The organism is Chryseobacterium sp. Leaf180, assembly GCF_001424585.1.
Taxonomy (GTDB): domain Bacteria; phylum Bacteroidota; class Bacteroidia; order Flavobacteriales; family Weeksellaceae; genus Chryseobacterium.
Genome location: NZ_LMPJ01000001.1, coordinates 438920 through 465198, shown reverse-complemented (window position 1 = coordinate 465198; position 26279 = coordinate 438920). Strand labels below are relative to the sequence as shown.

Sequence of the window (26279 nt, the reverse complement as noted above, 5' to 3'; positions counted from 1 at the left end):
AATTTGAGTTGAACTTATGGAGCAACAAATCTACAAAGGTAAACCGACCCGGTTTTACCGTTTAAAAATAGCTAAAAAGCAAGACCTGACCAAAAATTCTTTTTCGCTGGATCTTGAAATTCCCGAAGATTTAAAAGATATTTTCAGCTTTGAAGCGGGTCAGTTTGTGAGTTTGATTTTTCAGGCTTTTGGCGAAACGGTGATTCGTGATTACTCAATGACATCGGCGCCTTTTGAACAGAAAATTTCTTTGGCAGTTAAAATTTCCTCAGAAAATTCTGCTACTTCAGAACTGTATAGAAATTTTCATACAGGCGATGAAATCCTTGTAAGTGCTCCTTCAGGGCGTTTTACTTTAGTTTCAAAGCCAAGCGAATTTCGTACCATCATTGGTTTTGCAGCGGGAATAGGAATTACACCGATTCTAAGTCATTTTAAAACTATTCTTCACACCGAACCACGTACGAGACTTTTTCTTTTTTACGGAAACCGCACAAGCAGCGAAGTTATTTTCCGTGAAGAACTGCACGATTTAGTTGAAAAATATAACGAAAGACTGCAGGTTTTTTATTTTTATTCTCAGGAAAAACTTTCGCACCAGCTTTTCAACGGTCGGCTCGATGATAAGAAATTAAATTTAATTATCAATCAGCTGCTGCATCTCGATGATACAGATGAAGAATCTACAATTTGGGACGCGGTAGATGAAGTTTTGATTTGTGGAAAAGGAGACATGATAAAGTCTCTTGCAAATGCCTGTTATCATCACGGAATCAGAAAAAAGAATATTCATTTTGAACTTTTTGAAGAGTTTAATGAAGATATTTATCCGGTAGAAAAAGAATTTCCGCTGATAAATAATATTGAAGTTGAATTTCAGACTTTGGGAAAAACGTATACAGCGACGCTTAAAAATAACAATGAAAAAATTCTTCAGCAGCTCATTTCACAGAAACTCCCGGTGCCATATTCGTGTAAATCCGGAATTTGCGGAACCTGTGAATGTCAGCTTGAAAATGGTGACGTCGAGCTTTTGGAAAATGAATATCTGACCGAAAAAGAAGAAGCAAGCGGGAAAATTTTGCCATGTATGTCTATTGCTAAAAGCAAAAAAATCAAACTAAACTTTGATCTGAATTGAGATTTTTCAGAAACATATTTAAAATTGTTTTTACATCAGCAGAATTGGTTTTGCTGCTCATCTGCCTTTCAAACATATGGGTTTTCGGCCTGACAGACGGAAGAACGTTTACCCGAATTTCTAAAATTCCACCACGTGAAGTGGCTTTGGTTTTGGGAACTTCACCGAGAATGCGTTCCGGAGCTTCGAATCCGTATTTTACCAAAAGAATGGATGCCACGGCTTTGCTTTATCATCACGGAAAAATAAAGAAAATCATCGTGAGTGGCGAAAAAAGCAAAGGCTACGATGAACCTGCGGCGATGAAAAATTTTCTAATTTATCAGGAAGGGGTGCCTGAGGATATCATTATTGAAGATCCGAAAGGATTCAACACTTTTCAGAGCATTTTACGGTGCAAAGAAGTGTACAAAAAGTCTGATGTGATTATCGTTTCACAGGGTTTCCACAATCTCCGTGCACTTTTTTTTGCCAGAAACAATAATATGAATGCCCTGGGGTTTGACGCGCAGGATGTGAATAAACCCGAAAGCTACTACCGAAACCAGTCGCGCGAGATTCTTGCCCGCGTGATCGCGGTTGTATATTTTGTTCTTGGAATCTCTCCAGATTAAAACGGATATCCAAATGCGAGATTAAACGTCGGTTTGAGTGGATTAAAATCTTTGAATCTCCATTTTTCACCGTCGGGTTTGTTTGGATCATAAATTTTATACGCAAAATCAAGTCGAAGCGTGATGTAAGCGACATTTACACGGAGACCGACGCCACTTCCGACACCAACCTGACGAAGGAATTTATTGAATTTAAATTCATCATTAAAACCATTGTCTTTCAGACTCCAGATATTTCCAATGTCGGTAAAAATCGCACTTTCAAAACGTTCTGAAAACGGAATTCTGTACTCGATATTGGTCGTCAGTTTCACATTTCCCATTACGTATGTACGGATTCTTTCGTCGATTTGTGAGTCTGCAGGACCGAGACCTCCAAATGCAACCCAGGCACGAATGTCGTTGGCACCGCCGTTAAAATAAGATCTTGCAAAAGGCATATTGGTCGAGTTTCCATAAGGAATTCCAAGACCAATAAACTGTCTTACAGCAAGGGTTTGGTTCGAATTAAACTTGAAATATTTTCTTACATCAACATCAAATTTCACAAACTGAGCATACGGAATTCCAAAAATGGTACGTTCACCAGCGTCGAAAACACCAGGATTTCTGTTGTCTCTTTTTTGATTGAAAGCACTCAGAATATTTCCTGCAAATTCTACTTTTCCGTTGAAATAGAATGGGTTGACGTATTCTTTTTTACCGATTTCATTATAAATAAAATTATAAATAAGTGAAGAAATAATGACATCCTGCGTCTGTCTGTCTTTATTGATAAGAGACTGATTAAAACTGTTCAGATTATTTCGCTGATCTGCGGAAAGAGAATTTCTGTAGCCTTCATCACTGATGATCTGCGCAGAAAGCTGATCTGAAGTGATCGTTCCGTTCTGCAATTGTTGCTGCGCGGTCGGATTGTATTGATAATAACTTGAAAAAACATCATCGCGGATATCACGGTCGCGTACGAAGAAATCGTAAAAACTTTCTTTATTTCTAGTAAGACTCAGCTGCGTATTAAAAACCGTGAGTCGGTGCGAAACCTTATCATCAACGTTTGCAAAATAGTTCAGACCCGTATTGAAAATGGTTCTTCCTAGACCAATATTATTCTGCACCGAAGCTCCTAAAACAATAGAAGATGTCGGCGTGTATCTTTTTGGAATCAGTTTGTAGTAATTAAACGGCAGAAGTAATCTTGGAAATGAAAGTGAAGCCTGTGCAGAGATTTCATAAGCTAAAAGTCTACCCTGATCATTTCTTGGATTACGGATTGAACCAAATGTACCCGAAACACTGGTGGAAAGGTTCTCTGCGCCACCAAAGACATTTCTGGTCACAAGATCAGCGGACGGCGATATACCAAAATTCAGAATTTGAGAATAATTGAGATCGGCTCCTAGCTTTAAATCATACTTATCTAAAGGTTTTAAAACATACAAAACGTCGATGATGCTGTCATTAGGCGAGCCAACGCCGCCGCGACGCAGCGAATCTCTTGCTTTTAAAACGCTGAAATTATTCATCGCGATAAAATTCCGTTTTGTAAGATCGAGTTTTTTCTGATCGTAAACAGTGCCGTTATCGACGATTACTGCACGCCACAGCGCATTGGTTTTGTAAGTATCATCTACTTTATGAAAACGGATTCTACGCAAACTGTCTTTTTTTGTATTTTTTGGAAAATCTCCGTTTTCGTTTACAATCGCAACATCAATATTTCCAAACGTAGCTTTTTTGTAAGTTGAATTCATCGAATCCTTCTGAATCTCCATCACCAGCGGAACCTGTTTCGTGTTTTTTAAAGTGTCAGCCACAAAGCTCACTTCATCATTCGAACTGTTGAACCGGTAAAAACCAGCCGCACGCATTTGATTATTAACTCTTGTAACTTCTTTTTCTAAAAGTGTCTGATCAAGAATCTGCCCGGATTTAATAAAACTCTCATGCTTCTTTTCTGCATACGTCCCGCGAACGCCTGCGTCAGGAATGTTGTAATAATAATCTTTTATAAAAGTAGGACTGTTGTGTTTTACAATATATGTAACCTGCGCTTTTTTTGCAGCAGAATCGAGGTCTTTTTTATATTTCACATCAGCGTCCCAAAAACCTCTGTAGGTAAGTCTTTTCTTAACAGATTCGGCGCTTTTTATCGTTCTGCTTTCATCCCAGATTACTGGCGGCGTTCCGAAATTATGATACAGTCTGTCTATGAAAAGTCTTTTGCCAACACTTTCGGGCATATTGTATTTAACGAAGAGTGAATCACGCAGTTTCTGGTTACGCATTTCTCTCGGAAAGGTCATATATTCATTAAAAACAGTATCGTATTTTGGGTTTGCTGCATTGTAGAAAAACAAGCCTAAAGGCAGAAAAAGAAGATCTTTTTTGTTGGGTTTTTGCTGAACATAATCTTTAAGCTCTGCATCGAAAGATTCTTTCTTATCGCTAAATTCAAAACTGTTTTTAGTAAGCAGATATTCGCCTTCGGGCACCTTTTTCGTGGTGCTGCAGGCGTAGAGTATGACAGCAATTGTTGCAAGTGCGAGAATTTTATAATATTTTTGGGAAGAATTCTTAAAATGCTTACAGCTCATACAATAAAAGTTTTACAGTCTTTAGATAAAAAGAAGTTCAGGCAAAAATACAATTTGTTTTTGGTAGAAGGCAACAAAATCATTTCTGAGCTTGCCAATTCTCCGTATAAAGTGAAAGAAATTTTTTCACTCAACCCAGAAGATATTACTGTAAAAGATGTTCAGGTTCATCAGATTTCGGAAGCTGAATTGAAGAAAATAAGTATGCTCCAAAACCCGAAAGATTCTGTGGCGGTTTGTTTTTTAAAAAATGAAAGCGATTTTTCTGAAAATAATCTGCAGTTGGTTTTAGACGGAATTCAGGATCCGGGAAATCTCGGAACAATCATCCGTCTTGCTGATTGGTTCGGCATTGAACAGATTGTTTGCAGCAATGATACGGTCGATTTTTACAATCCGAAAGTGATCATGGCGACAATGGGCTCATTTACCAGAGTGAATATCGTTTATAAGGATTTGCAGGAGTTTTTCTCAAAAACAGAAAATCTGAATATCGGAACCGATATGGATGGGGAAAGTATTTACGAATTTAAAAGAAGAGATAAAATGAATATCATTCTCGGTAATGAAGGTAATGGAATCCGCGATTTTACCGAAAGTGTTTTAAATCATAAAATCACGATCCCAAGATTTGGGAAATCTCAGTCGACAGAGAGTCTGAATGTTGCAGTGGCTGCAGGAATAGTTTTGGGACAGCTTTTTTCAAAATAAAAAATCAGAAACTTCTGACGTTTTTAGCCAGAAGATCCTGATAGAATTTATATAAGCTGCTCCATACTCGAAAGGCTTTTTGACCTTTGGTAATTTTCCAGCCGTTTTCTAAGAAATTTCAGCGCGCTCGGAACTAAGTAAATTATTACCGCACCCAAGACTTTTTTCTTCCAGTTTGAACTTTTAAAGTTCTTCTTGGCATAGCTGGCAACAATTCCTGTCACTGCTAATTTTACGATGCCGTCGATCGCATTTCCGTTAAAAGCAGAATTTGCAATTCCCATCGCAGCGTCTTTATTCAAAAACATCCCTTTCAGCTGCGAGGTAAACTGTTTTGCAATTACATCTTTTCTGATCACGGTTTTCTCTTCTCCATCGGGTTCTTTCACGTCCTTCAGATACTGATCGGTAAGTCCGTTTGTAAATGCGCTTAGACTTTCTTTAGTATTTTTAAACGTCAAAAGACCTTCTAAATCACTGATCTCGGTGCGCAACAGGTTTTTCTTTCTCCGCAATTCTTCAAGGCTGTCATATTTTCTTCCCATAATCTAGTGGTTTATAAATTTCACAACTTTATCAGCAATCATATTTATAATACTTTTTTTCATGATGATTAAAATGATCATGATTAAAAGATAAAAACCAGCAACAATAAAGAAGCCGTAAGCCGTCGCTCCAAGAAGTTTTCCTATAAAATAAGCGACACCAATATTGAAAAGTATAATAAAAAATGTAAATGCAACAAGCATCAGCACAAGATAAGTGATAATTCCTGCTGATAACGAAGCTTTTTCCGTGGCGAGAATCTTTACCAAATCCAGCCTTTTGGAAGCATATTCTTTTAAAGTTTCTATCATGTCGAGATTTTAAAAGTTACAAAAAAAGGAACTTTAATGGCTCAAAGTTCCTTTTCAATTTATATTAAATTTGATTATGGTTTTAGATCGTTAAGACCTTTTTCCACATCTTCTGCGATGTCGCTGGTTTTAGACACGATTTGATCTTTGTATTTATCGTATCCGTCTTTTACTGTGTTAGCTACATTTCCTGCAGTATCTCTGAAGGTAGACGAAATATTGTCATACTGACCTTTTACTTTTTCTGAAACTTCAGAATACTTGTCTTTAGCCTGATCTTTCAGATCGTTTGCTTTGTCTTTAATTTTTTTTCTGGTCTCTTTACCTTCTTCCGGAGCGTAAAGCATACCAAGTATAACACCTGCTGCTGCACCGGCTAGCAAACCTGCCAAAACACCTGCTGTATTGTTTTCTTTTCTAGACATTTCTCGTTTTTTTAATAGTTAATGTTTAAAATAATTTGTTTTTAAGGTTACAATTAACATACCAAAAAGCACATAAATGCCGAATTTGTCTCACTTTTTAATGAATGAAAGAATCTTTTCTATCGTCTCATTTTTATTAAGAGATGTGTTATCGATCTCAATCGCGTTGTCGGCTTTCTTTAAAGGGGCAATTTCACGTTCGCTGTCGATTTTGTCGCGTGTTATCAGATTTTCCTTCACGGTTTCAAGATCTGTTGTCATGCCAAGGCAGATCATTTCCATATAGCGGCGTCTGCTCCGTTCGTCAATACTTGCCGTCAGGAAAAATTTATAATCTGCATTTGGTAAAACCACGGTCCCAATGTCGCGCCCGTCCATGATGATTCCGCCTTTTAAGGCTAAACTTTGCTGGGTTTCTAGAAGAAAATCCCGCACTTCTTTCTGTTTGGCGATAAAGCTTACATGGTCAGCAACTTCTTTCGTTCGGATTTCTTTGGATACATTGATGTGATTCAGATATAAAACCAGCTCGCCTTCGTCGTTTCTAAACTCCAGATTAATCAATTTAAATGAAGCAAATAATTCTTCCAGATTGATCTTCTGATCATCATCTATACAGTTTTGAATCGCAAACCATGTAATGCCGCGGTAGAGTGCTCCGGTATCAAGATGTACGATGCCCAGACGCTTGGCAATGATTTTTGAGATGGAACTTTTTCCTGTGGAAGAAAATCCGTCGATGGCAATGACAGGTTTATTCATGCTGCAAATGTCACGAATTTTTGTTTAAAATAAAAGCTCAAATAAATTATTCGCCCCGTCGGCTGGTAAGATCTACCGAAACTCCGATCTGGTTTACGTTTGCCGAATTGTGATAGCGAACGTGTGCATAATCGAGTTTAAATCTTGAAAGTTTAATTCCGAAACCGGCAGAAAGTCCGGAAAAGTTTCGCTGGTCGATCACCGCAAGTTCACTTCCTCGTCTCACATTATATCCGAAACGCACATTAAAGCTGCGCTCAGGAAAAAGTTCGGCTCCGATCGAGAAATGATCAGCAATTTTTCTTCCGATATTTACTTCCTGACCGTTTACATTTAGATCTGAAGAAATATTTGGCTGTTGAAGGTCGTGTGCCGTAACTGTTACTGCCAAAGGGAAGTTTTTCAGAATTCGGGTGTAACCCAAATCAATTCTAAAGGGAAGATTTTCCCGCGTTCCGTTAAAGGATTTAAACTGATATCCGAAATTTCTGAAAACTACAGAAAGTGCTTCTTTGTTTTTCTTGTGATGGTAGGTGACTCCGGCTGTTCCGCTGATCGCTGACGAAGAATAGGTGTCGATTTTTGAAGTAATGAAATTAATTCCCCCACCAATCGTCCAGTTTTCTTCAAACTGATAGGCATAACCTGCACCCACAGAAACATCGGAGGCAGTAAACTCTCCCATTTCGAAACCACTGTCATCAGTTCTTGGGATATTTCCGTAATTCATGTAACGACCGTTGATGGTTACCATGTGGCCGTTATCCAAATCTTTGGCGTAAGCAACTGTACCGTATTTAGAGTCTGCAAGATACATTGCGGCATTCAGAGAAAGCTGACCGTCAGAATCTTTATTAAGAAGGGAAGGATTGGCAATTGCAAAAGCCACATCACTGTCTCTGATGCTCATCGCATCGCCACCCAGCGCCGCCTGTCTGGCAGAAACCGGAATATTGAGAAAAGGATAAACACTGGTGCCGGTTTGGGCAAAAGAAAAAAATCCTGAAAGAAACAGCGAAATAATTAAAGCTTTCTTCAAAATGGTTATTAATTAATGCAAAAATAATTCTTTTTCGTACGTATCAAAATTTTTACAGGATTATTTTAGAGGTAAAATATTTTCTTTTTTCAACCTCTATAATGTTTATATTTGCACAACCATTTTTCTGAGGAAATCTGGGCTTTTTTAAACAATCTACTACCGGAAATGAAATATAAAAGAATCCTACTAAAACTGAGCGGTGAGGCGCTGATGGGCAACAGACAATACGGAATTGATACAGACCGTCTTACAGAATACGCACTCGAGATCAAAAACGTAATTGATATGGGCTGCGAAGTTGCTATTGTTATAGGAGGAGGAAACATATTTCGCGGCGTAGCTGGCGCTGCAAAAGGTATGGACCGCGTACAGGGCGACTATATGGGAATGCTCGCAACCGTCATCAACGGGATGGCTTTGCAGGGCGCTTTGGAAGATGTTGGTGTTTTGACGAGACTTCAGTCTGCAATTGAGATGGATAAAGTGGCTGAACCTTTTATTAAAAGAAAAGCTGTACGCCATCTTGAAAAAGGCAGAGTGGTAATCTTTGGGGCCGGAACAGGAAATCCTTATTTTACAACGGATACGGCAGCGACTTTGAGAGCAATTGAAATTGATGCTGATGTCATTCTTAAAGGAACTCGTGTAGACGGAATTTACGACAGCGATCCTGAGAAAAATGCAGACGCAGTGAAATACAACTCACTTTCTTTCGACGAAGTGTATGCTAAAAACCTGAAAGTGATGGATATGACCGCGTTTACTTTGAGCCACGAAAACAGACTTCCTATCATCGTTTTTGATATGAATAAAGACGGAAATCTCGTGAAAATTGTGGAGGGAGAAGATGTTGGAACTTTAGTTAATATATAATATTTAAAAATTGTAAGACGGCTTTATTTAGACCAAATCTTACAGAAAGGATGTGCAACCTATCAAATTTTCAATATATAATGGAAGAATTAGATCTTATTATAGAATCTGTACAGCATGATATGCAGGCCGCAATTAAACATTTGGAACACGCTTTCCAGAAAATCAGAGCGGGCCGTGCGTCTACAACGATGGTTCAGGACGTGATGGTAGAATATTACGGTGCGCCTACGCCAATTAATCAGGTAGCGAATGTTTCGGTTCCAGATGCGATGACCATCGCGATTCAGCCTTGGGACAGAACAGCGATCGGAGCTATAGAAAAAGCCATCATCAATTCAAATCTTGGTTTTGCACCCTCTAATAATGGTGAAAACATCATTCTGAATGTTCCGCCATTAACGGAAGAACGCAGAAGAGATTTGGCAAAACAGGCAAAATCTGAAACTGAGCAAACCAAAATCGTTGTGCGAAATGCAAGACAGGAAGGTATTAAAGAATTAAAGAAACTCGAAGGTGTTTCTGAAGATGCTATAAAAGGTGCAGAAGCTGAAATTCAGGAGCTTACCGATAAATACGTGAAAAACTGCGACGAGCATTTGAAAACGAAGGAGGCAGAAATCATGAAAGTTTAATCTATCAGAAAAATATAAAAAAAGTGATCAAACAAATTGTCTGATCACTTTTTTTGTTTCAAAAACATCCGATCGTCTGTTTTTTATTTTGACTTTTAAGCTTCTCAAAGTTTTTCAGATATTCTGAAACGTCGCATTTTGAAAGTTTTTTATTTGGGACATTTTCACTTTTTGGGTTGTCTTTTTTAGCTGAAAAAATAGTGTATTTTTTTTCGAAACATTCAAACGTAGAATTGTTATTCAGATAAAATCTTTTCTCAGTAATATCGTCTTTGGTTTCCGGCTTTTCTGAAGTACCACCGTCAAAACTCCAACCAGTTTCTGTCACGAAAATAAAAAACGGTTTGCCTTCTGCAACGTAATATTCTTCCACAGAAGTAAAATGACTGTCGCCACTGTCAAATTTTAAAAGTTTTAAAACGCCTTTCTCTGAATAATAAATGGCGGTCCCTGAACGTTCCTCACATTCAAATTTTACTGCAGCAGAATCGAGTTTTTTCAGTTTCAGTTCATTTTGAATAACCGCATATTCTGCCCGAATTCCTTCAACCGTTTTCAGATCATTTTTCTTTTCCGGAGTTGTGCAGTCAGCGTTTGTTTCAAAATCACTTTTCTGTGTTACTTTTTTCTCATTTGACTGCTTACAGGAAAAAAGTAATAGCATTAAAACAGCGGTGAAAATATTTTTCATAATTAAGTTTAAAATTTCTTCAGCAATAATTATACAAAAAAAGCCGCTCAACAGCGACTTTACATTTATAAATTTATTTGCAGCTCTCGTTGTAGTCCACGATCACCTCATCTACAATCCCGGGCATATCAGACATCACATTGTCGACCTGCTTTTTTATGAAAGATCCCAGACCACTTCTTTGTTTCGTGTCGGTTTTCAGCGTGACATAAGAGCCTTTGGTGATTTTTGTTTTTACAACCGGGCAGTCTGCCGTGATGATTTTCGTTTCATTTATGTTCAGTTCTTTCAGCTTACTGCCTTTTTTGGTGTAGATGTAAGAAGGGTTTTTTCGCATTCTGTCGGTCTCTGCATCGGCTTCATCAATCTGACTTTGTCCGGCTGCAAATGTCGTCGGATAACCGTAAAGTTTATATACTTTAATTTTTCCGTCGGTCACCACTTCCGCAAACTGGTTGCTTTTTGTAAGATTATTAAAAGCTTTGATGTTTCCGCTTAAACCGCCGGTCGCCGTGTTGAAACCTTCTTTCGCGTTGGTATATTTTACAACCTGAAAACGTCTTGCGCGGTTGCTCTCATCATACGCTACATATTCTGTAAGATCGTCGCTGTCGTACGTTTTGAATTTCTGTTTTTTCTTCGATTTGTCGATATCTGTAGAAGCAACAAATTTCACTTTTTTCTGATTTTGCCACGGATCTCTGTCGCTGCCGACCAAACGGACAATTCCTTCCGTTTTCTTCCCGGATTTATCTACGATATAGCCAAATTTTTCTTCAGTTCTCAGCGCATAATCATTGGTGTCATCCTGTGCGTAAACAGTGTTCACTGCAAGACAGAAAATCCCGGCGAGTAGAAGTTTTTTCATAAAATATTTTGTTTAAAGTTTTAAATTATAGAAAGCCAAATTAATGATTTATCTGAAACTATTTTAAACTAATATTTTCACAATTTACTGATACCGTTTGTGCTCTTTGTCTTTTACAAAAAGTTTGGTAACAGGCTTCAGGAAAGCTTTGTATTTTTCAGAATCAAAAAGCTGAGAATCGGTGAGCGCCTTGTACGTCATCAAAACGCCAAACGGAAATAAGATAATATTCGGAAACCAAGCAGCCAGATACGGATTCATATTTCCTGCCCACGCAACGTTTTCAAATCCGACATTTATGATGTAAAATACGATGAAAATAACGATCGCGACAATTACCGGAACGCCCATTCCGCCTTTTCTGATGATCGATCCGAGACTCGCACCAATCATAAAGAATATAATACATGTAAACGAATAGGTGAGAATTCTCTGCTGATAAATGATAATTTTGCTGAAATATTTTACACTCGGGTCGAGTTCGTTTTTCTTAGTGTCAAGACTCGTTTTCAGATTCTCGATTTTGTTATACGCGTTGTAGAGAATCTCGAGTTTTTTGTCAGTTTTTACCGTATCAAATTTAAACTGATTCTTTGCAACCGTTTTTTTCTTGCCTTTGTCGAGATATACGATGCTGGTGCTCGTTTGGTTAATGAGATCTGCGCTAAGGGTTTCAACGGTTTTCGTATTATTTTTCTGCGTTTCGCTGATCGTCGTATTTAACTCACCATACGTCTGAAAACGGTAATCGTCTGTGATCTGTTCTTTTTCAATAGCTTTATCAATAATTTCGCTGACATCAAAATGCGAAACAAGAGAATCAAATTTCACAGCCTGATCAGGTTGCTTTACGCGCACATTATCGCTTCTTCCGGCAATCGCATCTTCGAAAACATAGCCGTTGTATAAAACCAAACGCAGATAATTTGGATTTGCTGCCTGTACAAATTTTCCTTTTTCAGCAACAATTGACTGTTGGTTCTCAAATGTGCTTGCTTTTTTGTGAATAAAGACACCTTCGATATTTTCGTCATTTTCTCCTGTGATTTTATCAAATTTCACCATATAACCAGGAATCTGATCAATGAACTGTCCTGGTGTAAAATTGAGCGCAGGCTTTGTCTGCGCAATATTGAAAAGCATATTTTTCGCTTTCTTCTGAAAATCGGGGATAATATTATTTGAAAAGAAAAAAAGCAAAATTGACAGTAAAGCCGTGATTCCCAAAAGCGGCATCATTACCCGCGTGAGTGAAATTCCGGCAGCTTTCATAGCGGCAAGCTCGTACCGCTCGCCAAATTCGCCAAAAGACATGATGCTCGCAAGCAAGATCGTCAGCGGCAAAACCATGCTTATAACATTTACACCAAGATAAAACAGAAGTTTTAAAATCTGAAATGTGGTAAGACCTTTACCTAAAAACTGCCCGAGCTGAATCCAGACAATATTCACAATAAAGATAAAAAACAGCACGCTGAATATAAATAGAAAAGGCCCAAAAAAGGTCTTTATGATGTAGCGGTCTAAGATTTTAAACATGAGGCAAATTTATAAAAAAACGAATGATGATGTTCAAGAAATTATTTTGTATTGATTACTGTTTAAAAATTTGAATTTCAGCATAATTAGCCCCAGTTTTTAAAAAATTTTTAATCTTACCAATATTATTGTTGCAAATTATTCATTTAATGATATATTTGCTAATCTTAAAATATAATACCGTTTCCTTTAATGAAAAAAATAGTTTGCACACTTTTCACTGCTGTTTCGCTAATGACATTCGCACAGCAGGAAAGCACTCTGCAGGAACTTAAGAGAAATTTCGGCGCTGAAATTTCTCTTAACCAAAACACTTCAGTACCCAATTTTATCAGATTTACTTCGAAACCGCTTCATCTTAATGCTGCAGACAGCAAAGCAAAGGCGGAAAAGTTTATAGCAGATAACTACAAAATCTTTAAACTTTCCTCACCTCAGGATTTGATCTTTCTACAGGAATTTACCGACAATTACGGATTGAAAAATGTGGTTTTTGCTCAGAAACACAAAGACATTGCGGTGTACGACGGTGTTTTGAAATTTCATTTTAACAGCAATGGCGATTTAAACTCAGTTAACGGAAACATTATTCCTGATATTGCAGATTCCGGGATTGCCGAGATTTCTAAAAGCAAGGCAGCAGATCTAGCCAAACAAATCGTAAAGGAACAGAATTTAGCTTTCAACAAAACGCTTCCGTTAGAAAACAATGAGCCGACGCTTTTCATTTTTCCTAAAGGATTGGCTCAGGATAAAGAAATTGAAACTTTTCTTGCATACGAAGTTGAAGTAACGAATAAAAACGACGTCAGAGAATTTGTCTTTATTGATGCACACACCGGAAAACTTGTTGAGCAGTTTACCGGAATTCATAATATTATCGACAGAAAGCTTTACGAAACAAATACAAACGCAACCAATCTGAAATGGTCTGAAGGAAACGCATTCCCCGGAATATTAACGATATGGCAGCAAAATGAAGTGGTAACTTCTGAGCATGTTTATAATTTCTTTAAAAATGCTTTCAATTACATATCGTATGACAATGCTGATCATGCGATGATTACCATTAATAACAACCCAAATATCAACTGCCCGAACGCAAACTGGAATGGTACAACTGCCAACTATTGCAACGGAACTGCAGCGGATGATGTTGTCGCTCATGAATGGGGACACGCCTATACATCGTACACGAGCAAACTTTTGTATCAGTACCAGTCGGGAGCGTTGAACGAATCGTATTCAGATGTTTGGGGTGAAACGATTGACCTTTTAAACAATTATCAGGATACAGGAGAAAATCTTGCTGTGCGTACAACTACAGCCTGTACCGGAACTCAAAGATGGAAAATAGGCGAGGACGCAACAGCTTTTGGTGCGCCAATCCGTGATATGTGGAACCCTAACTGTAACGGAGATCCTGCAAACATGCTGGATGCAAATTATCATTGCGCTTCTACAGACAGCGGTGGTGTGCATATCAACTCAGGAGTTGGTAACAGATTATATTCTCTTTTGGTAGACGGCGGAACGTACGGCGGATATACAATAACACCTATTGGTTTTGTAAAAGCAGCACACCTTTGGTGGAGAGCGCAAAACGTGTATCTCACAGCAACAAGCGGCTACGAAACTTTTGCAAATGCTCTTGAAGCGTCTTTTGCAGATTTAGTGGGAACAAACCTTCAGGGATTATCAACGACAACGACGCCAGCGGGACTTTCAGGACAAAGTTTTTCAGCAGGTGAACTTCAGAATCTTCAGAACGCCCTGCTTGCTGTGAAATTAAGATCTTCCCCTAATAATCAGTGTGGTTTTACACCACTTTTGGCTGCGACTCCTGCACTTTGTAATGTAGCAACAGCCGCACCTTTGTTACAGGAAAACTGGGAAAACGGTTTAGGAAACTGGACGGTTTCAAATGTTGGCGCAACGGCAACATGGACGGCAAGAAACTGGGTAATCGATACAACTTTACCAAAAGGCAGAACTGGAAAAGCGATTTTCGGAACTGATCCTTCTTTAGGAAACTGTTCTTCAAACTTCCAGAATGGTATTATAAGACTTGAGAGCCCATTGATTACTTTCCCGGCTTATTCTGCTGGCGGTTATGAGATGGCATTCAATCATTTGGTAGCGACAGAAGAAGATTATGATGGTGGAAATATTAAATACAGCTTAAACGGTGGCGCTTGGACGATCGTTCCAAGTACAGCTTTCACTGCAAATCCTTATAATCTTACACTGGCTATTACAGGGAATGATAACCCAATTAAAGGTCAGGAAGCATTTTCCGGCGCTGATGAGGGCGGACTCGAAGGTTCTTGGGGACAAAGTATCATTAATCTTACTGCGCTCGGAGTAACGCCAAGTTCAAATATCAAATTCAGATTTGAAATGGGAACCGATGGTTGTGGCGGATTAGATGGCTGGTACATCGACGAAATCTATGTGTACAACTGCAGCAACGTTCTCGGTACTCAGGAAACGGAAAAAATGACAGGACTTTCAGTTTATCCAAATCCAACCTCAGGAATTGTAACCATCAGCAACGGTAAAAATATCGATCTTAAAAATGCTGAAGTCTATAATGTTACCGGCCAGCTGGTTTCCAGCATTACTTTAGGCCGTTCAGGAAGCAATAAAATCGATCTTACACAGCTCGTGAAAGGCAATTACATACTGAAAGTGAACTCAAAAGATAAAACGCAGAGTTTCAAAATTATCAAAAAATAAAAAGCACGCCTGCTTTCACCCAAAAGCCCGCCACCTTTTTCAAAAAGCAGGCGGGCTTTTTCATGAATCGACGAAAGCTATTTATTAAAACTTAAAATCGCTTCAATAAAAAAAGAAATCCGACTCACAGATGAGCCGGATTTCTTTTTAACTTTAAAAGTAATAAAACATTACAATTCTGTTACCAGATAGTTTTTGAATTTACTTTTATCGAAAACAAACATCCCAGGATCGAGCTGCTGATTTTCTTTATATTCTTTGATATCGATAATCGAAAGATCTTTATTAGTTCCATGCTGCTCCAGTTTCAGCATTTGCTTTTTAGTAGAATCAACGAAAATGTATACGTATTTTATTCCGTTTGATTTCACCGGAGTCAATTTGATGAAATCTGCATTCACACCATCAATAGTCTTTTTTCCGGCATATGAAACGTTGTAATCTTTGCGGTACGAAGTCAGATAATTAATTGGTGAAAACATCTGGCTTCCTGAGTTTGGCTTGGCAACCGTTACTTCAGATTCTTCAGCATTAATGTTGTATATTTTATTTCCGTCGAAAATCTGTTCCGTCCCCATGATTTTCAGTTTGTACTTATCGCCTGCAGCGTAGTAAATTCCGGGTTCTGTTTTACTGATATTTCCGTTGGCACCGCTTGCGAAAGCAAATTTAAAATAGGTATTGTTTTTTGATTTATAGTTTGCGGTAATGTCATCCAGAATCTTTTTTGCTTTGGCATCGATTTTCTGTGCATCAGCAAAATTAACTGCTCCGAGAACTATTGCCGACAAAGCGATTTTTGTGAATGTATTTTTCATGTTTAAAATTCTTCTTTTTAGACTTAAAAATCTATAGATGGTTAAAATCCTTTTAATAATCTTCGCGAAAGCAAATTTCAAAAACCATTCCAAGAAAAGCCAAATTTGTCTTAAATAAAGGGTTTCTGCTTGTTTTAAATCTACAAATCTTCCAGAAACTGCTCCAGAGAATGCAGATCGCTTATTAAAACTTCACGGGCTTTTGCGCCATTAAATCCGCCAACAATTCCGCTCGCTTCCAGCTGATCCATGATTCTTCCGGCACGGTTGTAACCCAGTTTAAGCTGTCGCTGCAACATTGAAGTTGAGCCTTGCTGGGTAGAAACCACAATTCTCGCTGCATCTTCAAACAGTGCATCTTTTTCGTTGGCATTGAAACTTCCAACGGTACTTATTCCCTCGTCAGAAACATATTCCGGAAGCATAAAAGCAGAAGCGTAACCTTTCTGCTCGCCTATAAATTCTGCCAGTCTTTCGACTTCTGGTGTATCAACAAACGCGCACTGAAGGCGAAGAATTTCATTTCCGTTAAAATAAAGCATATCACCTTTCCCGATCAGCTGATCAGCGCCTGTAGAATCTAAAATCGTTCGCGAATCTACACTTGAAATCACCCTGAATGCTGCTCTTGCAGGGAAATTCGCTTTGATCATCCCTGTAATTACATTTACGGAAGGTCTTTGCGTCGCCACAATTAAATGAATTCCTACCGCACGTGCCAACTGTGCTAATCTTGCGATCGGAAGTTCAACTTCTTTACCGGCGGTCATGATGAGATCGGCAAATTCGTCAACCACAAGCACGATGTAAGGTAAAAAACGGTGACCGTTATCTGGATTCAGTTTTCGCTCGCTGAATTTTTTGTTGTATTCCTTTAAATTTTTACAGAAAGCATTTTTAAGCAAATCATAACGCTGATCCATCTCGATGCAAAGCGAATTCAGCGTGTTGATAACTTTATTGGTATCGGTAATAATCGCCTCTTCAGAATCCGGAAGTTTAGCCAGATAATGTCTTTCGATTTTTGAATAAAGAGAAAGTTCCACCTTTTTCGGGTCGACCATCACAAATTTAAGTTCGCTCGGATGTTTTTTGTAGAGTAGGGAAGTGAGAATCGCGTTAATGCCGACGGATTTTCCCTGTCCGGTCGCACCGGCCATTAGCAAATGCGGCATTTTTGAAAGGTCGGCCATGAAAACTTCGTTGGAAATCGTTTTCCCGAAAACCACCGGCAAATCCATATCTGTATTCTGGAATTTCTGCGAAGCAATCACCGATCTCATCGAAACCATTGTTGGATTTTTTCGTGGAACTTCAATTCCTATGGTACCTTTTCCCGGCATTGGTGCTATAATTCTGATGCCAAGTGCTGAAAGATTTAAGGCGATATCATCCTGAAGTTTTTTAATGGAAGAAACCCGTATTCCTGCTTCCGGAACGATTTCATATAAAGTTACTGTCGGCCCGATCGTGGCTTTAATCTCAGAAATTCCTACATTAAAATTTTTGAGAAGTCCGACAATTTTATTTTTATTTTCCTCTAATTCTTCTTTGTTAATCGATATTTCTTCGTTCCCATAATCTTTCAAAAGATCAATGGTCGGCATCTGAAATTTCGCCAGATCAAGTTTATGATCGTACAAACCGTGTTTTTCAACAAGTTCTTTACTTTGTCTGTCAGAATCGTCTAAAATTTCTTCAGCAGCAATTTCCACTTTAAAACTGATATCTTCAACTGCAGCAGGTGACTCAAAAGCCATTGCAGGCGCAACCGCAGGCATCACAGGTTTTAGCGGCAGAGAAAGTGGCTGAGAAACATCTTCCACCGTGATTTTATTTTCGTTGAAAGAAGTCTGGTTCGGCGTCACGATTTTTCCTGCCGCGGGATCTTCTTTAATTTCTGCAGTTTTGTTTGGCTTTAAAGGAAAGTAGGTTTTCCTTTCTTCATATAAAATTTCGTCTGATAAAATTTCTTCTTCAAGCTCTTCATCGGCTTCAAATTTCCCATCCGAACTTGGCATCATCGCGCGAACCCGCCCAACCGTATTTTCATTGATTTCGTTAAATCTTGCTTTAACAGAACTTGGTCTCAAATTAAATTCAAGAATAAAATACAAAGCAATGCTTACCACCAAAACCACCCAAAGGCCGACGTCGCCGATGATAGAGTTTAAAGAATCCATAATTTGATAACCGTAAACGCCGCTTAAGACGCCGCCCGTTCCCTGACCTTTCGTTACTGCACCAAATAAAACCGGAAGCCAGCAAATGAAAAATAATGAGTGACCGAAAGTTTTCCAGGGCTTGAAAATTCGCTTTTTAAGAATCATCGTTCCGAAAACCACGAAGAGAAACGCGACGATAAAAGACGCCACGCCAATGCTTTCAAAAATAAAAATATTCCCGAGCCAGTCGCCCAGTTTTCCGAAGACGTTTGAAGATTTTATCTGCTTGTCGAGCATTGTTCCGGCCTGGCTTTGATCGGCTTTCCAGTTCATGAGAAAAGAGATAAACGACAGCGCGAGAACGCCCGACAGCACAATAAAAAGTAGCCCGAAAAATATGCGGGGTTTTGAAAGTATTTTACTTTTTTCCGGCTGCTCGGCTTTAGCCTTGGTAGTTTTCTTTTCCATAATAACGATGTGCGCAAATTTAGTTTTTTTTTATTCTTGTGCTCTTATATTTTGCGAAAATAGGAAGTTAAGAATACCTCGTTTTTGAGCAAAAAAATTGATTTTCAATGAGATTATGATCAAAGAAAAATTTTAATTAAGAATGATTCAAAATATTAAACTCCTATTGCAAGATGACAAAAAACATCTTTTTTTATCGGGCATTCGTTTTTTGATCCTTATTTTTGCAAGCATAGTAAAAATATATGAAAAGGATTCAGGATATTCTCATTTCTACGCGTACGATGGCCGTGTTGCTGCTCTCTTATGCGTTTTCGATGGCGTATGCCACATTTTTGGAGAACGACTACGGAACGCCGACTGCAAAAGCACTGATCTACGAGGCCTGGTGGTTTGAGATGATCATGGTTTTATTGATCATTAATTTCATCGGAAACATCGGCAGATACAGACTTTGGAAAAAAGAAAAATGGCCGGTTTTGGTTTTTCACCTTTCATTTATTTTGATTTTTCTTGGCGGAGCGATTACGCGTTACATCAGTTTTGAAGGCACGATGCACATCCGCGAAGGTGAGAGCTCGAGAGAGATTGTTACGGATAAACATTTCTTTAAAATTCAGATTGAAGAAAACGGTGATGTTTTGAATTATCAGGACGTGCCGTATATTATGTCGCCGCTTCACAAAAATTTTTCGGCTAAATATGATTTTCACGATAAACCGATTACAGTAAAAACTTTAGACTACGTTCAGCGCAAAAAAGACAGTCTGGTGGCTGATGCAAACGGCGCTGAATATCTTCATTTAGTTTCCACGGGCGATACAGGAAGACAGAATATTTTCATTAAATCCGGGGAAACAAAATCAATCAACGGAACTTTGGTAACTTTCAACAGAGCAATAGACGGCGCGGTAGAATTTAAAAATGAAAACGGAAAAATTTTCATTAAAACTCCAGTTGATGCCAATTATATGACTATGGCAACGCAGGCGACAGGAACGACTGCAAAAGATATTTTCCAACCTTTGGTTTTGCGTAGTTTATACAGCATTAATGAGCTTAAACTGGTTGTTCCGGAAGGTTTGCGGAAAGGAAAACTTACTGCTTTTGAAGGCGACCGGCAGAAAGATAAAAATGTTCCGGATGCGATGACGATTGAAATCGACGGACCAAAAACGAAACAGGTGGTCGAACTTTCTGTGGAAAAAGGAAATCCGAATGCGTACAAGCAGGTAACGATGGATGGTTTAAACATCATGGTCGGCTTCGGTCCAAAGATTTACAATACGCCATTTGCATTAAAACTCGATGATTTCGTGATGGAAACTTATCCTGGAAGTTCATCGCCGAGTGCGTACGAAAGTCATGTGAAAGTGATCGACGGCGGCAAGCAGATTCCGCATAAAATTTATATGAATAATGTCTTAAACTACGACGGATACAGGTTTTATCAGGCAAGTTTCGACCCAGACAGAATGGGAACAGTTCTTTCTGTAAATCACGATTTCTGGGGAACTTCGATCTCGTACATCGGTTATACATTTTTGTTTTTAGGAATGTTTATCATTTTCTTCTGGAAGGGCACGCACTTCTGGAAACTCAATAAAATGCTGAAAGAAATCAATCTGAAAAGATCGATGATGGTTTTGGTGTTTTTATTCAGTTTAAATCTTGGCGCACAGAAAATCGAAATGCACGGTAACACCGACGGCAGCGCAGAACATGTGCACAAAGAAGGTGATGATCACAGCCACGAACCGATGCCTGCAACTGCACAGCCACAAGGCAGACCGCAGCAAAACAGTCTTGCAGCACCGCTTTCGAAGATGAGAATTATTTCTCCCGATGAAATTATTGCGCAGAATAAAATCAGTAAAGAACATGCCGATAAGTTTGGATATCTCTTGGTGCAGAACTATGAAGGCCGAATTGTTCCGATCAACACGCAGGCACTGGAAGTTCTTAGAAAATTATACAAGAGAGATAAATTTAAAGGTAGCGACGGCAAATATCTTACGGCTGAGCAGTGGTTTTTGTCTATTAATACCGATACACCGAGCTGGACAATGGTTCCGCTTATCAAAGTGGGTGCAGAAGGCGGAAAAAAACTTGCTCAAAAAGCAGGCGCTAATGAAGAAGGTTATACAACTTTGATGAGTCTTTTCCCGGCAGATGCGAACGGAAATCTGACCTATATTTTAGATGAAGAATACAATACTGCTTTCCGGAAAAAACCGGCGGAGCAGACAGAGTATGATAAGCAGGTCATTAAACTGAACGAGAGAGTTCAGATTTTCAATGAATTTTTCAGCGGACAGTTTATGAGAATTGTTCCTGTGAAAAATGACCCAAATCACACCTGGAATTCTTGGCTTGATCAAAAAATGGAACCGGATATGGAATCTCAGAAAGTGATGGGACCATATTTCGCAGAAGTGATACAGGCGCAGCAAAGCGGAAACTGGTCGAAAGCAGATGCCGAACTGAAAAAGCTTTCAGATTACCAGCAGAAATGGGGAAAAGCCGTTGTACCTTCTGAGAATAAAGTTGATCTGGAAGTTTTTATGAACAAAGCTGATCTTAATTTTAAACTTCTCATTTTCTACACACTTGTTGGAGGTTTACTTTTGATTTTAGGTTTTGTTGAATTATTTAAACCGAACAGAATTTTAAATAAAGTTATAAAAGCCATCATTTACATCGGCGCGGTTGGATACATTTTCCACTTTTTAGGTCTGGTTGGGAGATGGTATATTTCCGGTCATGCACCCTGGAGCAACGGTTACGAAGCGACGATATTTATTTCGTGGGTGGGAATTTCTGCAGGTCTGATGTTCTACTTTGGATTTGGAAATACGAGCAAGTTACAATTAGCTAATCAAGCTTTAGCAGCAACACTAAGATTTTCTGGAAATAAAAATCATTCCAACGCATTAATTCCTGCAGCAGGATTTATGGTGGCTGTGGTTATCATGGGATTTGCGCACGGTGCATCTTCTTTAGATCCGCAGATTACGCCGCTCGTTCCGGTTTTGAAATCGTACTGGTTGATCGTTCACGTAGCGATTATCACATCGAGTTACGGTTTCTTCGCGCTGTCAATGATCATCGCAGTGATTTCGCTTGTATTTTACATTATTACTGATAAAACCAGTTTTAAAATTCACAACGATTCTACATTAAAAGAGTTGGCAATAATCTCAGAAATGTCAACCACAATCGGACTTTACGCACTTACCGTAGGAACTTTCCTCGGCGGAATCTGGGCGAATGAATCCTGGGGAAGATACTGGAGCTGGGATCCGAAAGAAACATGGGCATTTATCTCGGTGATGGTTTACGCGTTTGTTTTGCACATGAGACTCGTTCCCGGTTTGCGCAACAGATGGGCATTTCACGTGGCTTCAATGTTCGCTTTTTGCTCGATGGTAATGACATATTTCGGGGTAAATTACTACCTTAGCGGACTTCACTCTTACGCGGCGGGAGATCCGGTTCCGGTTCCGGCTTGGGTATATATCGGTTTGTCTGTGATGCTTTTGCTTGCAATTGTTTCTTATTTAAAATTCAGAACATTAAAAAAGATTTAATTCAAATTCACATAAAAGAAAATCCGCATCAATAAAATGATGCGGATTTTTTTTGTCTTAAATCTAAGTTGAATCTAAATTAAATTTTAATTGAAAAGATTGCTGAAATAATTGCTGATCACGTTCCAGAAATTTTTACCCAAAAAATAAATAAGGGTAGTGGTAATGATACCTTTGACAGTAAAAAATATAATTCCGCCGATCCCAAATTTCTTCAGAAGCTGTTTCCATCTCGATTTTTTCACCTCAGAATTTTCTTCCGGTTGCGGCGTCTTCTCCATCATTATTTTACTTTCGGATGCAACACAAATATAAGAATGTTTAGATTCATTCCAGATAAAAATAATATTAAATCGCTAAAATTTCATCAGTCTAATAAATATTTTTACCTTTAGAGAAATCGAAAAGTATCAATATATGTCAAAACAAATGAAGGATTTCGGTATCGAGAAATCCTTAGAAAATCTTGGAATAAAAGCCGAAAACAAAGGAACTTCTACTGGCGGAAAATTTTTTGCCTCGGGAGATACAATCGAAAGTTACTCGCCGTCTGACGGTCGTCTTATCGGGAAAGTACAGACGTCTGCAGCGCAGGATTATGATCAGGTAATCGAAACTGCTCAGAAAGCATTCTTGGAATTCAGAAGCATACCGGCGCCGAAAAGAGGCGAAATTGTGAGACAGCTTGGGATGAAACTTAGAGTATATAAAGATGATCTCGGTAAACTTGTTTCGTACGAAATGGGAAAATCTTTGCAGGAAGGTCTTGGCGAAGTACAGGAAATGATTGACATCTGCGATTTTGCTGTGGGACTTTCGCGTCAGCTTCATGGGTTTACCATGCATTCTGAGCGGCCAGGACACAGAATGTACGAGCAGTATCATCCACTGGGAATTGTCGGAGTTATCACCGCTTTCAATTTCCCTGTTGCTGTTTGGGCATGGAATTCTGCACTTGCCTTCATTTGTGGGAATGTTACGATTTGGAAACCTTCAGAGAAAACGCCTTTCTGCGCCATCGCATGTCAGAATATTATGATGGAAGTATTGCGCGAAAACGATCTTCCGGAAGGTATTTCCAGTATCTTGGTTGCAGATCATGTCATCGGACAGAAACTTGTAGAAGATAAAAGGGTTTCTTTAATTTCATTTACAGGTTCTACACGCGTGGGACGCATGGTTTCCTCTAAAGTTGCGGAGCGTTTCGGTAAATCTATCTTAGAATTGGGTGGTAACAATGCCATTATTATATCGAAAGATGCTGATCTTGATATGTCGATCATCGGTGCTGTTTTTGGCGCGGTAGGCACGGCCGGTCAACGCTGTACTTCGACTCGCCGACTGATTATTCATGAAGATGTGTATGACGAAGTGAAAAACCGTTTGGTAAAAGCGTACGGACAGCTGAAAATCGGAAATCCTCTTGACGAAAATAATCACGTCGGTCCGCTTATCGATGTTGATGCTGTTAATCAGTATAAAAAATCAATTGAAGAATGTAAAAAAGAAGGCGGAAAATTTGTCGTAGAAGGCGGCGTTTTGGAAGGCGATAATTACGAATCAGGCTGCTATGTAAAACCATGCATTGCCGAGGTTGAAAATTCATTTAAAATCGTACAGCACGAAACTTTTGCACCCATTCTTTATTTGATTAAATACAAAACTTTAGAAGAAGCAATCGAAATTCAGAATGATGTCCCGCAAGGTTTATCGTCTGCAATTATGACACAGAATCTGCGTGAAGCTGAGCTTTTCCTTTCTCACAGCGGCTCAGATTGCGGTATCGCAAATGTAAATATCGGAACATCCGGTGCGGAAATCGGCGGTGCTTTTGGTGGTGAAAAAGAAACTGGCGGCGGAAGAGAATCTGGTTCTGATGTCTGGAAATATTACATGAGAAGACAGACCAACACGATCAATTACACGGCAAGTCTGCCTTTGGCTCAGGGAATTAAATTCGATCTTTAAAAAACTTGGTGTTCTTATAATTTAGGAAAATAATTTTATTCCTGAATTTTTAAGATGCTCCATCACAAAATAAAAAAAATGGAAAATACGTTAGATTCAAAGATAAATAAAGTAAAGGATACGATCGGGAAACACGTTCTGGCAGACGGTTTTGATTTCGTGATGGATATCGAAAACTCACATGGCTCGTGGATTCACGATTCGGTTTCCGGGAAAAATTTCCTGGATATGTTTTCGATGTTTGGTTCAGCTTCGATCGGATACAATCATCCGCATCTGGTGGAAAACTCTGACTGGCTCGGAAAAATGGCGGTGAATAAACCGACGCTTGCTGATGTTTATTCTAAAGAATATGCTGAGTTTATGGAAACTTTTGAGCGTGTTGTCATGCCGAAAGAATTGCAGTACGCATTTTTCATCGAAGGCGGCGCGCTGGCAGTTGAAAACGCCATGAAAGCCTGTTTCGATTGGAAAACGAGAAAAAATTTCGAGAAAGGCGTAAATCTGGAAGCAGGAATCTGTATTCACTTTAAACAGGCTTTTCACGGGAGAAGTGGTTACACATTAAGCTTAACCAATACAACAGATCCTAGAAAGTATCAGTATTTCCCGCTTTTTGACTGGCCGAGAATTATTAATCCTAAACTTACATTCCCGATCACTGCAGAAAATCTTCGTGAAACGGAAAATAACGAAAGTTTGGCACTTTTAAATATTACAGAAGCCATTATTGCCAACCCAAATAAAGTTGCCTGCATCATCATAGAGCCAATTCAGGCGGAAGGTGGCGACAACCATTTCCGGGACGAATTTTTTGTGCAGCTGCGAAAAATCTGTGATGAACATGAAGTACTTTTGATTTTTGACGAAGTGCAAACAGGAATCGGAATTACCGGAAAAATGTGGGCATACGAACATTTGCCAATTGTTCCGGACATTATTTCTTTCGGAAAGAAAACGCAGGTTTGCGGAGTTTTGGCCAACCGTGAAAAATTCGATGAGATCGAAGACAACGTTTTCAAAGAAAGTTCCAGAATCAATTCAACTTTTGGCGGAAATTTCACCGATATGATGCGTTTTAAACTCATCATGGAAGTGATTGAAAAAGAAAATCTGCTTGCAAATGCCGAGAAAGTTGGAAAATATCTTTTGAAGGGTCTGCAGGAATTAGAAGCCAAATATCCTGAGAAACTTTCTAATGCACGAGGCAAAGGTTTGATGTGTGCTATTGATGTCCCGTCTGGTGAGCAGCGTGAGCATTTGAGAAATGCTGTTTACAGTGACGGTTTGATATTGCTGGTTTGCGGTGAAAAATCGATCCGTTTCCGTCCGCATCTTACGGTGACTGAAGAAGAAATTCAGATGGCCTTAGACCGAATAGAAGCGAATATTAACAAGATTTAAAATAAATCGGTTTGCATTTCTGTAAAAAGTTTTGTACATTTAATTACTCAAAATGAAACATTATGGAAAGACAAACGCGTGTGTCAGTATTTGAAAGTGATAATCAGTCGGAGATTCAACTTATAAAATCCAAACTTGATGAAGGAGAAGTAGTAAGTGAGGTAGAAAATAACTATCTTACATTTACGACAACGCCGACGGCAACTTCACTGAAATTAATGGTAGATCTTCAGGACGAGAAAAAAGCTTTTGATATTATCGATTCTTATCTGCAGCAGGCAAATAAAGATTAGCACATACAAATTTTATTTTACTATTTATCAACCGAAAATTAATGAACTTAATTTTCGGTTTTTTTGTTAAAAACTTTTT

22 protein-coding genes are annotated in these 26279 nt (G+C 38.8%); 10 read left to right on the top strand and 12 right to left on the bottom strand.

The features are described from left to right. Nucleotides 1–16: 16 nt before the first annotated feature. Together ASG01_RS02085 and ASG01_RS02080 are read left to right on the top strand one after the other, a co-directional pair. Entirely contained in the window at nt 17–1141 is a 1125-nt protein-coding gene (locus ASG01_RS02085) for a 2Fe-2S iron-sulfur cluster-binding protein (RefSeq protein ID WP_055859207.1), read from the top strand. Further along, nucleotides 1138–1755, top strand: coding sequence for a vancomycin high temperature exclusion protein (locus ASG01_RS02080; RefSeq protein ID WP_055859205.1), 618 nt, complete (start codon nt 1138–1140; stop codon nt 1753–1755). The genes ASG01_RS02085 and ASG01_RS02080 overlap by 4 nt, the downstream gene beginning before the upstream one ends. Here the strand turns inward: ASG01_RS02080 and ASG01_RS02075 are convergent. Beyond that, nucleotides 1752–4352: a BamA/TamA family outer membrane protein gene (locus ASG01_RS02075; RefSeq protein WP_055859202.1), complete on the bottom strand. Its 2601-nt coding sequence runs from the start codon at nt 4350–4352 to the stop codon at nt 1752–1754. The genes ASG01_RS02080 and ASG01_RS02075 overlap by 4 nt on opposite strands. Between ASG01_RS02075 and ASG01_RS02070 the strand changes: the two genes are divergently transcribed. After that, nucleotides 4338–5063: a TrmH family RNA methyltransferase gene (locus ASG01_RS02070; protein WP_055859199.1), complete on the top strand. Its 726-nt coding sequence runs from the start codon at nt 4338–4340 to the stop codon at nt 5061–5063. The genes ASG01_RS02075 and ASG01_RS02070 overlap by 15 nt on opposite strands. A 47-nt stretch (nt 5064–5110) precedes the next feature. Here ASG01_RS02070 and ASG01_RS02065 read toward each other — a convergent pair whose 3' ends face one another. From ASG01_RS02065 to porQ, 5 genes are all read right to left on the bottom strand, one after another. Beyond that, the gene (locus ASG01_RS02065; protein WP_055859197.1) at nt 5111–5608 is read right to left on the bottom strand and encodes a hypothetical protein; all 498 of its coding nucleotides are present in this window, start codon (nt 5606–5608) and stop codon (nt 5111–5113) included. A 3-nt stretch (nt 5609–5611) separates the two neighbouring features. After that, the gene (locus tag ASG01_RS02060) at nt 5612–5920 is read right to left on the bottom strand and encodes a hypothetical protein (RefSeq protein ID WP_055859194.1); all 309 of its coding nucleotides are present in this window, start codon (nt 5918–5920) and stop codon (nt 5612–5614) included. Nucleotides 5921–5994: 74 nt separating this feature from the next. Beyond that, nucleotides 5995–6345, bottom strand: coding sequence for a YtxH domain-containing protein (locus ASG01_RS02055; RefSeq protein ID WP_055859190.1), 351 nt, complete (start codon nt 6343–6345; stop codon nt 5995–5997). A gap of 90 nt (nt 6346–6435) precedes the next feature. Further along, on the bottom strand, nt 6436–7107 hold the full coding sequence (cmk, locus tag ASG01_RS02050) for a (d)CMP kinase (protein ID WP_055859187.1): 672 nt from the start codon (nt 7105–7107) through the stop codon (nt 6436–6438). A gap of 46 nt (nt 7108–7153) precedes the next feature. Continuing rightward, the gene (gene porQ / locus ASG01_RS02045) at nt 7154–8146 is read right to left on the bottom strand and encodes a type IX secretion system protein PorQ (RefSeq protein WP_055859184.1); all 993 of its coding nucleotides are present in this window, start codon (nt 8144–8146) and stop codon (nt 7154–7156) included. A gap of 168 nt (nt 8147–8314) precedes the next feature. Between porQ and pyrH the strand changes: the two genes are divergently transcribed. Next, on the top strand, nt 8315–9022 hold the full coding sequence (pyrH, locus tag ASG01_RS02040; protein WP_055862062.1) for a UMP kinase: 708 nt from the start codon (nt 8315–8317) through the stop codon (nt 9020–9022). 80 nt (nt 9023–9102) lie between these two features. Further along, the gene (gene frr / locus ASG01_RS02035) at nt 9103–9657 is read left to right on the top strand and encodes a ribosome recycling factor (RefSeq protein ID WP_055859181.1); all 555 of its coding nucleotides are present in this window, start codon (nt 9103–9105) and stop codon (nt 9655–9657) included. 58 nt (nt 9658–9715) lie between these two features. On the opposite strand, the gene ASG01_RS02030 is transcribed toward frr, so the two are convergent. The 3 genes from ASG01_RS02030 to ASG01_RS02020 all read right to left on the bottom strand — a co-directional run bounded on the left by ASG01_RS02030 (nt 9716) and on the right by ASG01_RS02020 (nt 12755). After that, on the bottom strand, nt 9716–10348 hold the full coding sequence (locus ASG01_RS02030) for a hypothetical protein (protein WP_055859178.1): 633 nt from the start codon (nt 10346–10348) through the stop codon (nt 9716–9718). 73 nt (nt 10349–10421) lie between these two features. Next, nucleotides 10422–11216, bottom strand: a complete 795-nt coding sequence (locus tag ASG01_RS02025; RefSeq protein ID WP_055859176.1) for a hypothetical protein — start codon at nt 11214–11216, stop codon at nt 10422–10424. An 84-nt stretch (nt 11217–11300) separates the two neighbouring features. Next, nucleotides 11301–12755: an LptF/LptG family permease gene (locus tag ASG01_RS02020; protein WP_055859173.1), complete on the bottom strand. Its 1455-nt coding sequence runs from the start codon at nt 12753–12755 to the stop codon at nt 11301–11303. A 192-nt stretch (nt 12756–12947) separates the two neighbouring features. Between ASG01_RS02020 and ASG01_RS02015 the strand changes: the two genes are divergently transcribed. After that, nucleotides 12948–15494 (top strand): M4 family metallopeptidase, encoded by a 2547-nt coding sequence (locus ASG01_RS02015; RefSeq protein WP_055859169.1) that lies wholly within the window; start codon nt 12948–12950, stop codon nt 15492–15494. A 170-nt stretch (nt 15495–15664) separates the two neighbouring features. Here the strand turns inward: ASG01_RS02015 and ASG01_RS02010 are convergent, their stop codons facing one another. Further along, nucleotides 15665–16312: a LolA family protein gene (locus tag ASG01_RS02010; RefSeq protein WP_055862059.1), complete on the bottom strand. Its 648-nt coding sequence runs from the start codon at nt 16310–16312 to the stop codon at nt 15665–15667. A 140-nt stretch (nt 16313–16452) separates the two neighbouring features. Continuing rightward, nucleotides 16453–18945 carry an FtsK/SpoIIIE family DNA translocase gene (locus ASG01_RS02005; RefSeq protein ID WP_055859167.1) on the bottom strand — a complete coding sequence of 831 codons (2493 nt, stop codon included), beginning with the start codon at nt 18943–18945 and terminating at the stop codon, nt 16453–16455. A gap of 245 nt (nt 18946–19190) precedes the next feature. Between ASG01_RS02005 and ccsA the strand changes: the two genes are divergently transcribed. Then, entirely contained in the window at nt 19191–22535 is a 3345-nt protein-coding gene (gene ccsA, locus ASG01_RS02000; protein WP_055859164.1) for a cytochrome c biogenesis protein CcsA, read from the top strand. Between the two features lie 86 nt (nt 22536–22621). On the opposite strand, the gene ASG01_RS01995 is transcribed toward ccsA, so the two are convergent. After that, nucleotides 22622–22819 carry a hypothetical protein gene (locus tag ASG01_RS01995; RefSeq protein ID WP_055859161.1) on the bottom strand — a complete coding sequence of 66 codons (198 nt, stop codon included), beginning with the start codon at nt 22817–22819 and terminating at the stop codon, nt 22622–22624. 133 nt (nt 22820–22952) lie between these two features. Here ASG01_RS01995 and ASG01_RS01990 point away from each other — a divergent pair, with 133 nt between their 5' ends. From ASG01_RS01990 to ASG01_RS01980, 3 genes are all read left to right on the top strand, one after another. Beyond that, nucleotides 22953–24503 (top strand): aldehyde dehydrogenase family protein, encoded by a 1551-nt coding sequence (locus ASG01_RS01990; RefSeq protein WP_055859158.1) that lies wholly within the window; start codon nt 22953–22955, stop codon nt 24501–24503. Between the two features lie 78 nt (nt 24504–24581). Then, nucleotides 24582–25907 (top strand): L-lysine 6-transaminase, encoded by a 1326-nt coding sequence (lat, locus tag ASG01_RS01985; RefSeq protein WP_055862056.1) that lies wholly within the window; start codon nt 24582–24584, stop codon nt 25905–25907. 62 nt (nt 25908–25969) lie between these two features. Further along, nucleotides 25970–26200 (top strand): DUF2007 domain-containing protein, encoded by a 231-nt coding sequence (locus ASG01_RS01980; RefSeq protein ID WP_055859155.1) that lies wholly within the window; start codon nt 25970–25972, stop codon nt 26198–26200. Nucleotides 26201–26279 lie beyond the last annotated feature (79 nt).

Coding starts and splice junctions, on each gene's coding strand:
- frr (WP_055859181.1), top strand. CDS start 9,103: ATGGAAGAATTAGATCTTATTATAGAATCTGTACAGCATGATATGCAG.
- ASG01_RS02055 (WP_055859190.1), bottom strand. CDS start 6,345: ATGTCTAGAAAAGAAAACAATACAGCAGGTGTTTTGGCAGGTTTGCTA.
- ASG01_RS02030 (WP_055859178.1), bottom strand. CDS start 10,348: ATGAAAAATATTTTCACCGCTGTTTTAATGCTATTACTTTTTTCCTGT.
- ASG01_RS02005 (WP_055859167.1), bottom strand. CDS start 18,945: ATGGAAAAGAAAACTACCAAGGCTAAAGCCGAGCAGCCGGAAAAAAGT.
- cmk (WP_055859187.1), bottom strand. CDS start 7,107: ATGAATAAACCTGTCATTGCCATCGACGGATTTTCTTCCACAGGAAAA.
- ASG01_RS02065 (WP_055859197.1), bottom strand. CDS start 5,608: ATGGGAAGAAAATATGACAGCCTTGAAGAATTGCGGAGAAAGAAAAAC.
- ASG01_RS01980 (WP_055859155.1), top strand. CDS start 25,970: ATGGAAAGACAAACGCGTGTGTCAGTATTTGAAAGTGATAATCAGTCG.
- ASG01_RS02070 (WP_055859199.1), top strand. CDS start 4,338: ATGCTTACAGCTCATACAATAAAAGTTTTACAGTCTTTAGATAAAAAG.
- ASG01_RS02025 (WP_055859176.1), bottom strand. CDS start 11,216: ATGAAAAAACTTCTACTCGCCGGGATTTTCTGTCTTGCAGTGAACACT.
- lat (WP_055862056.1), top strand. CDS start 24,582: ATGGAAAATACGTTAGATTCAAAGATAAATAAAGTAAAGGATACGATC.
- pyrH (WP_055862062.1), top strand. CDS start 8,315: ATGAAATATAAAAGAATCCTACTAAAACTGAGCGGTGAGGCGCTGATG.
- ccsA (WP_055859164.1), top strand. CDS start 19,191: ATGAAAAGGATTCAGGATATTCTCATTTCTACGCGTACGATGGCCGTG.
- ASG01_RS02085 (WP_055859207.1), top strand. CDS start 17: ATGGAGCAACAAATCTACAAAGGTAAACCGACCCGGTTTTACCGTTTA.
- ASG01_RS02015 (WP_055859169.1), top strand. CDS start 12,948: ATGAAAAAAATAGTTTGCACACTTTTCACTGCTGTTTCGCTAATGACA.
- ASG01_RS02075 (WP_055859202.1), bottom strand. CDS start 4,352: ATGAGCTGTAAGCATTTTAAGAATTCTTCCCAAAAATATTATAAAATT.
- ASG01_RS02010 (WP_055862059.1), bottom strand. CDS start 16,312: ATGAAAAATACATTCACAAAAATCGCTTTGTCGGCAATAGTTCTCGGA.
- ASG01_RS02020 (WP_055859173.1), bottom strand. CDS start 12,755: ATGTTTAAAATCTTAGACCGCTACATCATAAAGACCTTTTTTGGGCCT.
- ASG01_RS01995 (WP_055859161.1), bottom strand. CDS start 22,819: ATGATGGAGAAGACGCCGCAACCGGAAGAAAATTCTGAGGTGAAAAAA.
- ASG01_RS01990 (WP_055859158.1), top strand. CDS start 22,953: ATGTCAAAACAAATGAAGGATTTCGGTATCGAGAAATCCTTAGAAAAT.
- ASG01_RS02060 (WP_055859194.1), bottom strand. CDS start 5,920: ATGATAGAAACTTTAAAAGAATATGCTTCCAAAAGGCTGGATTTGGTA.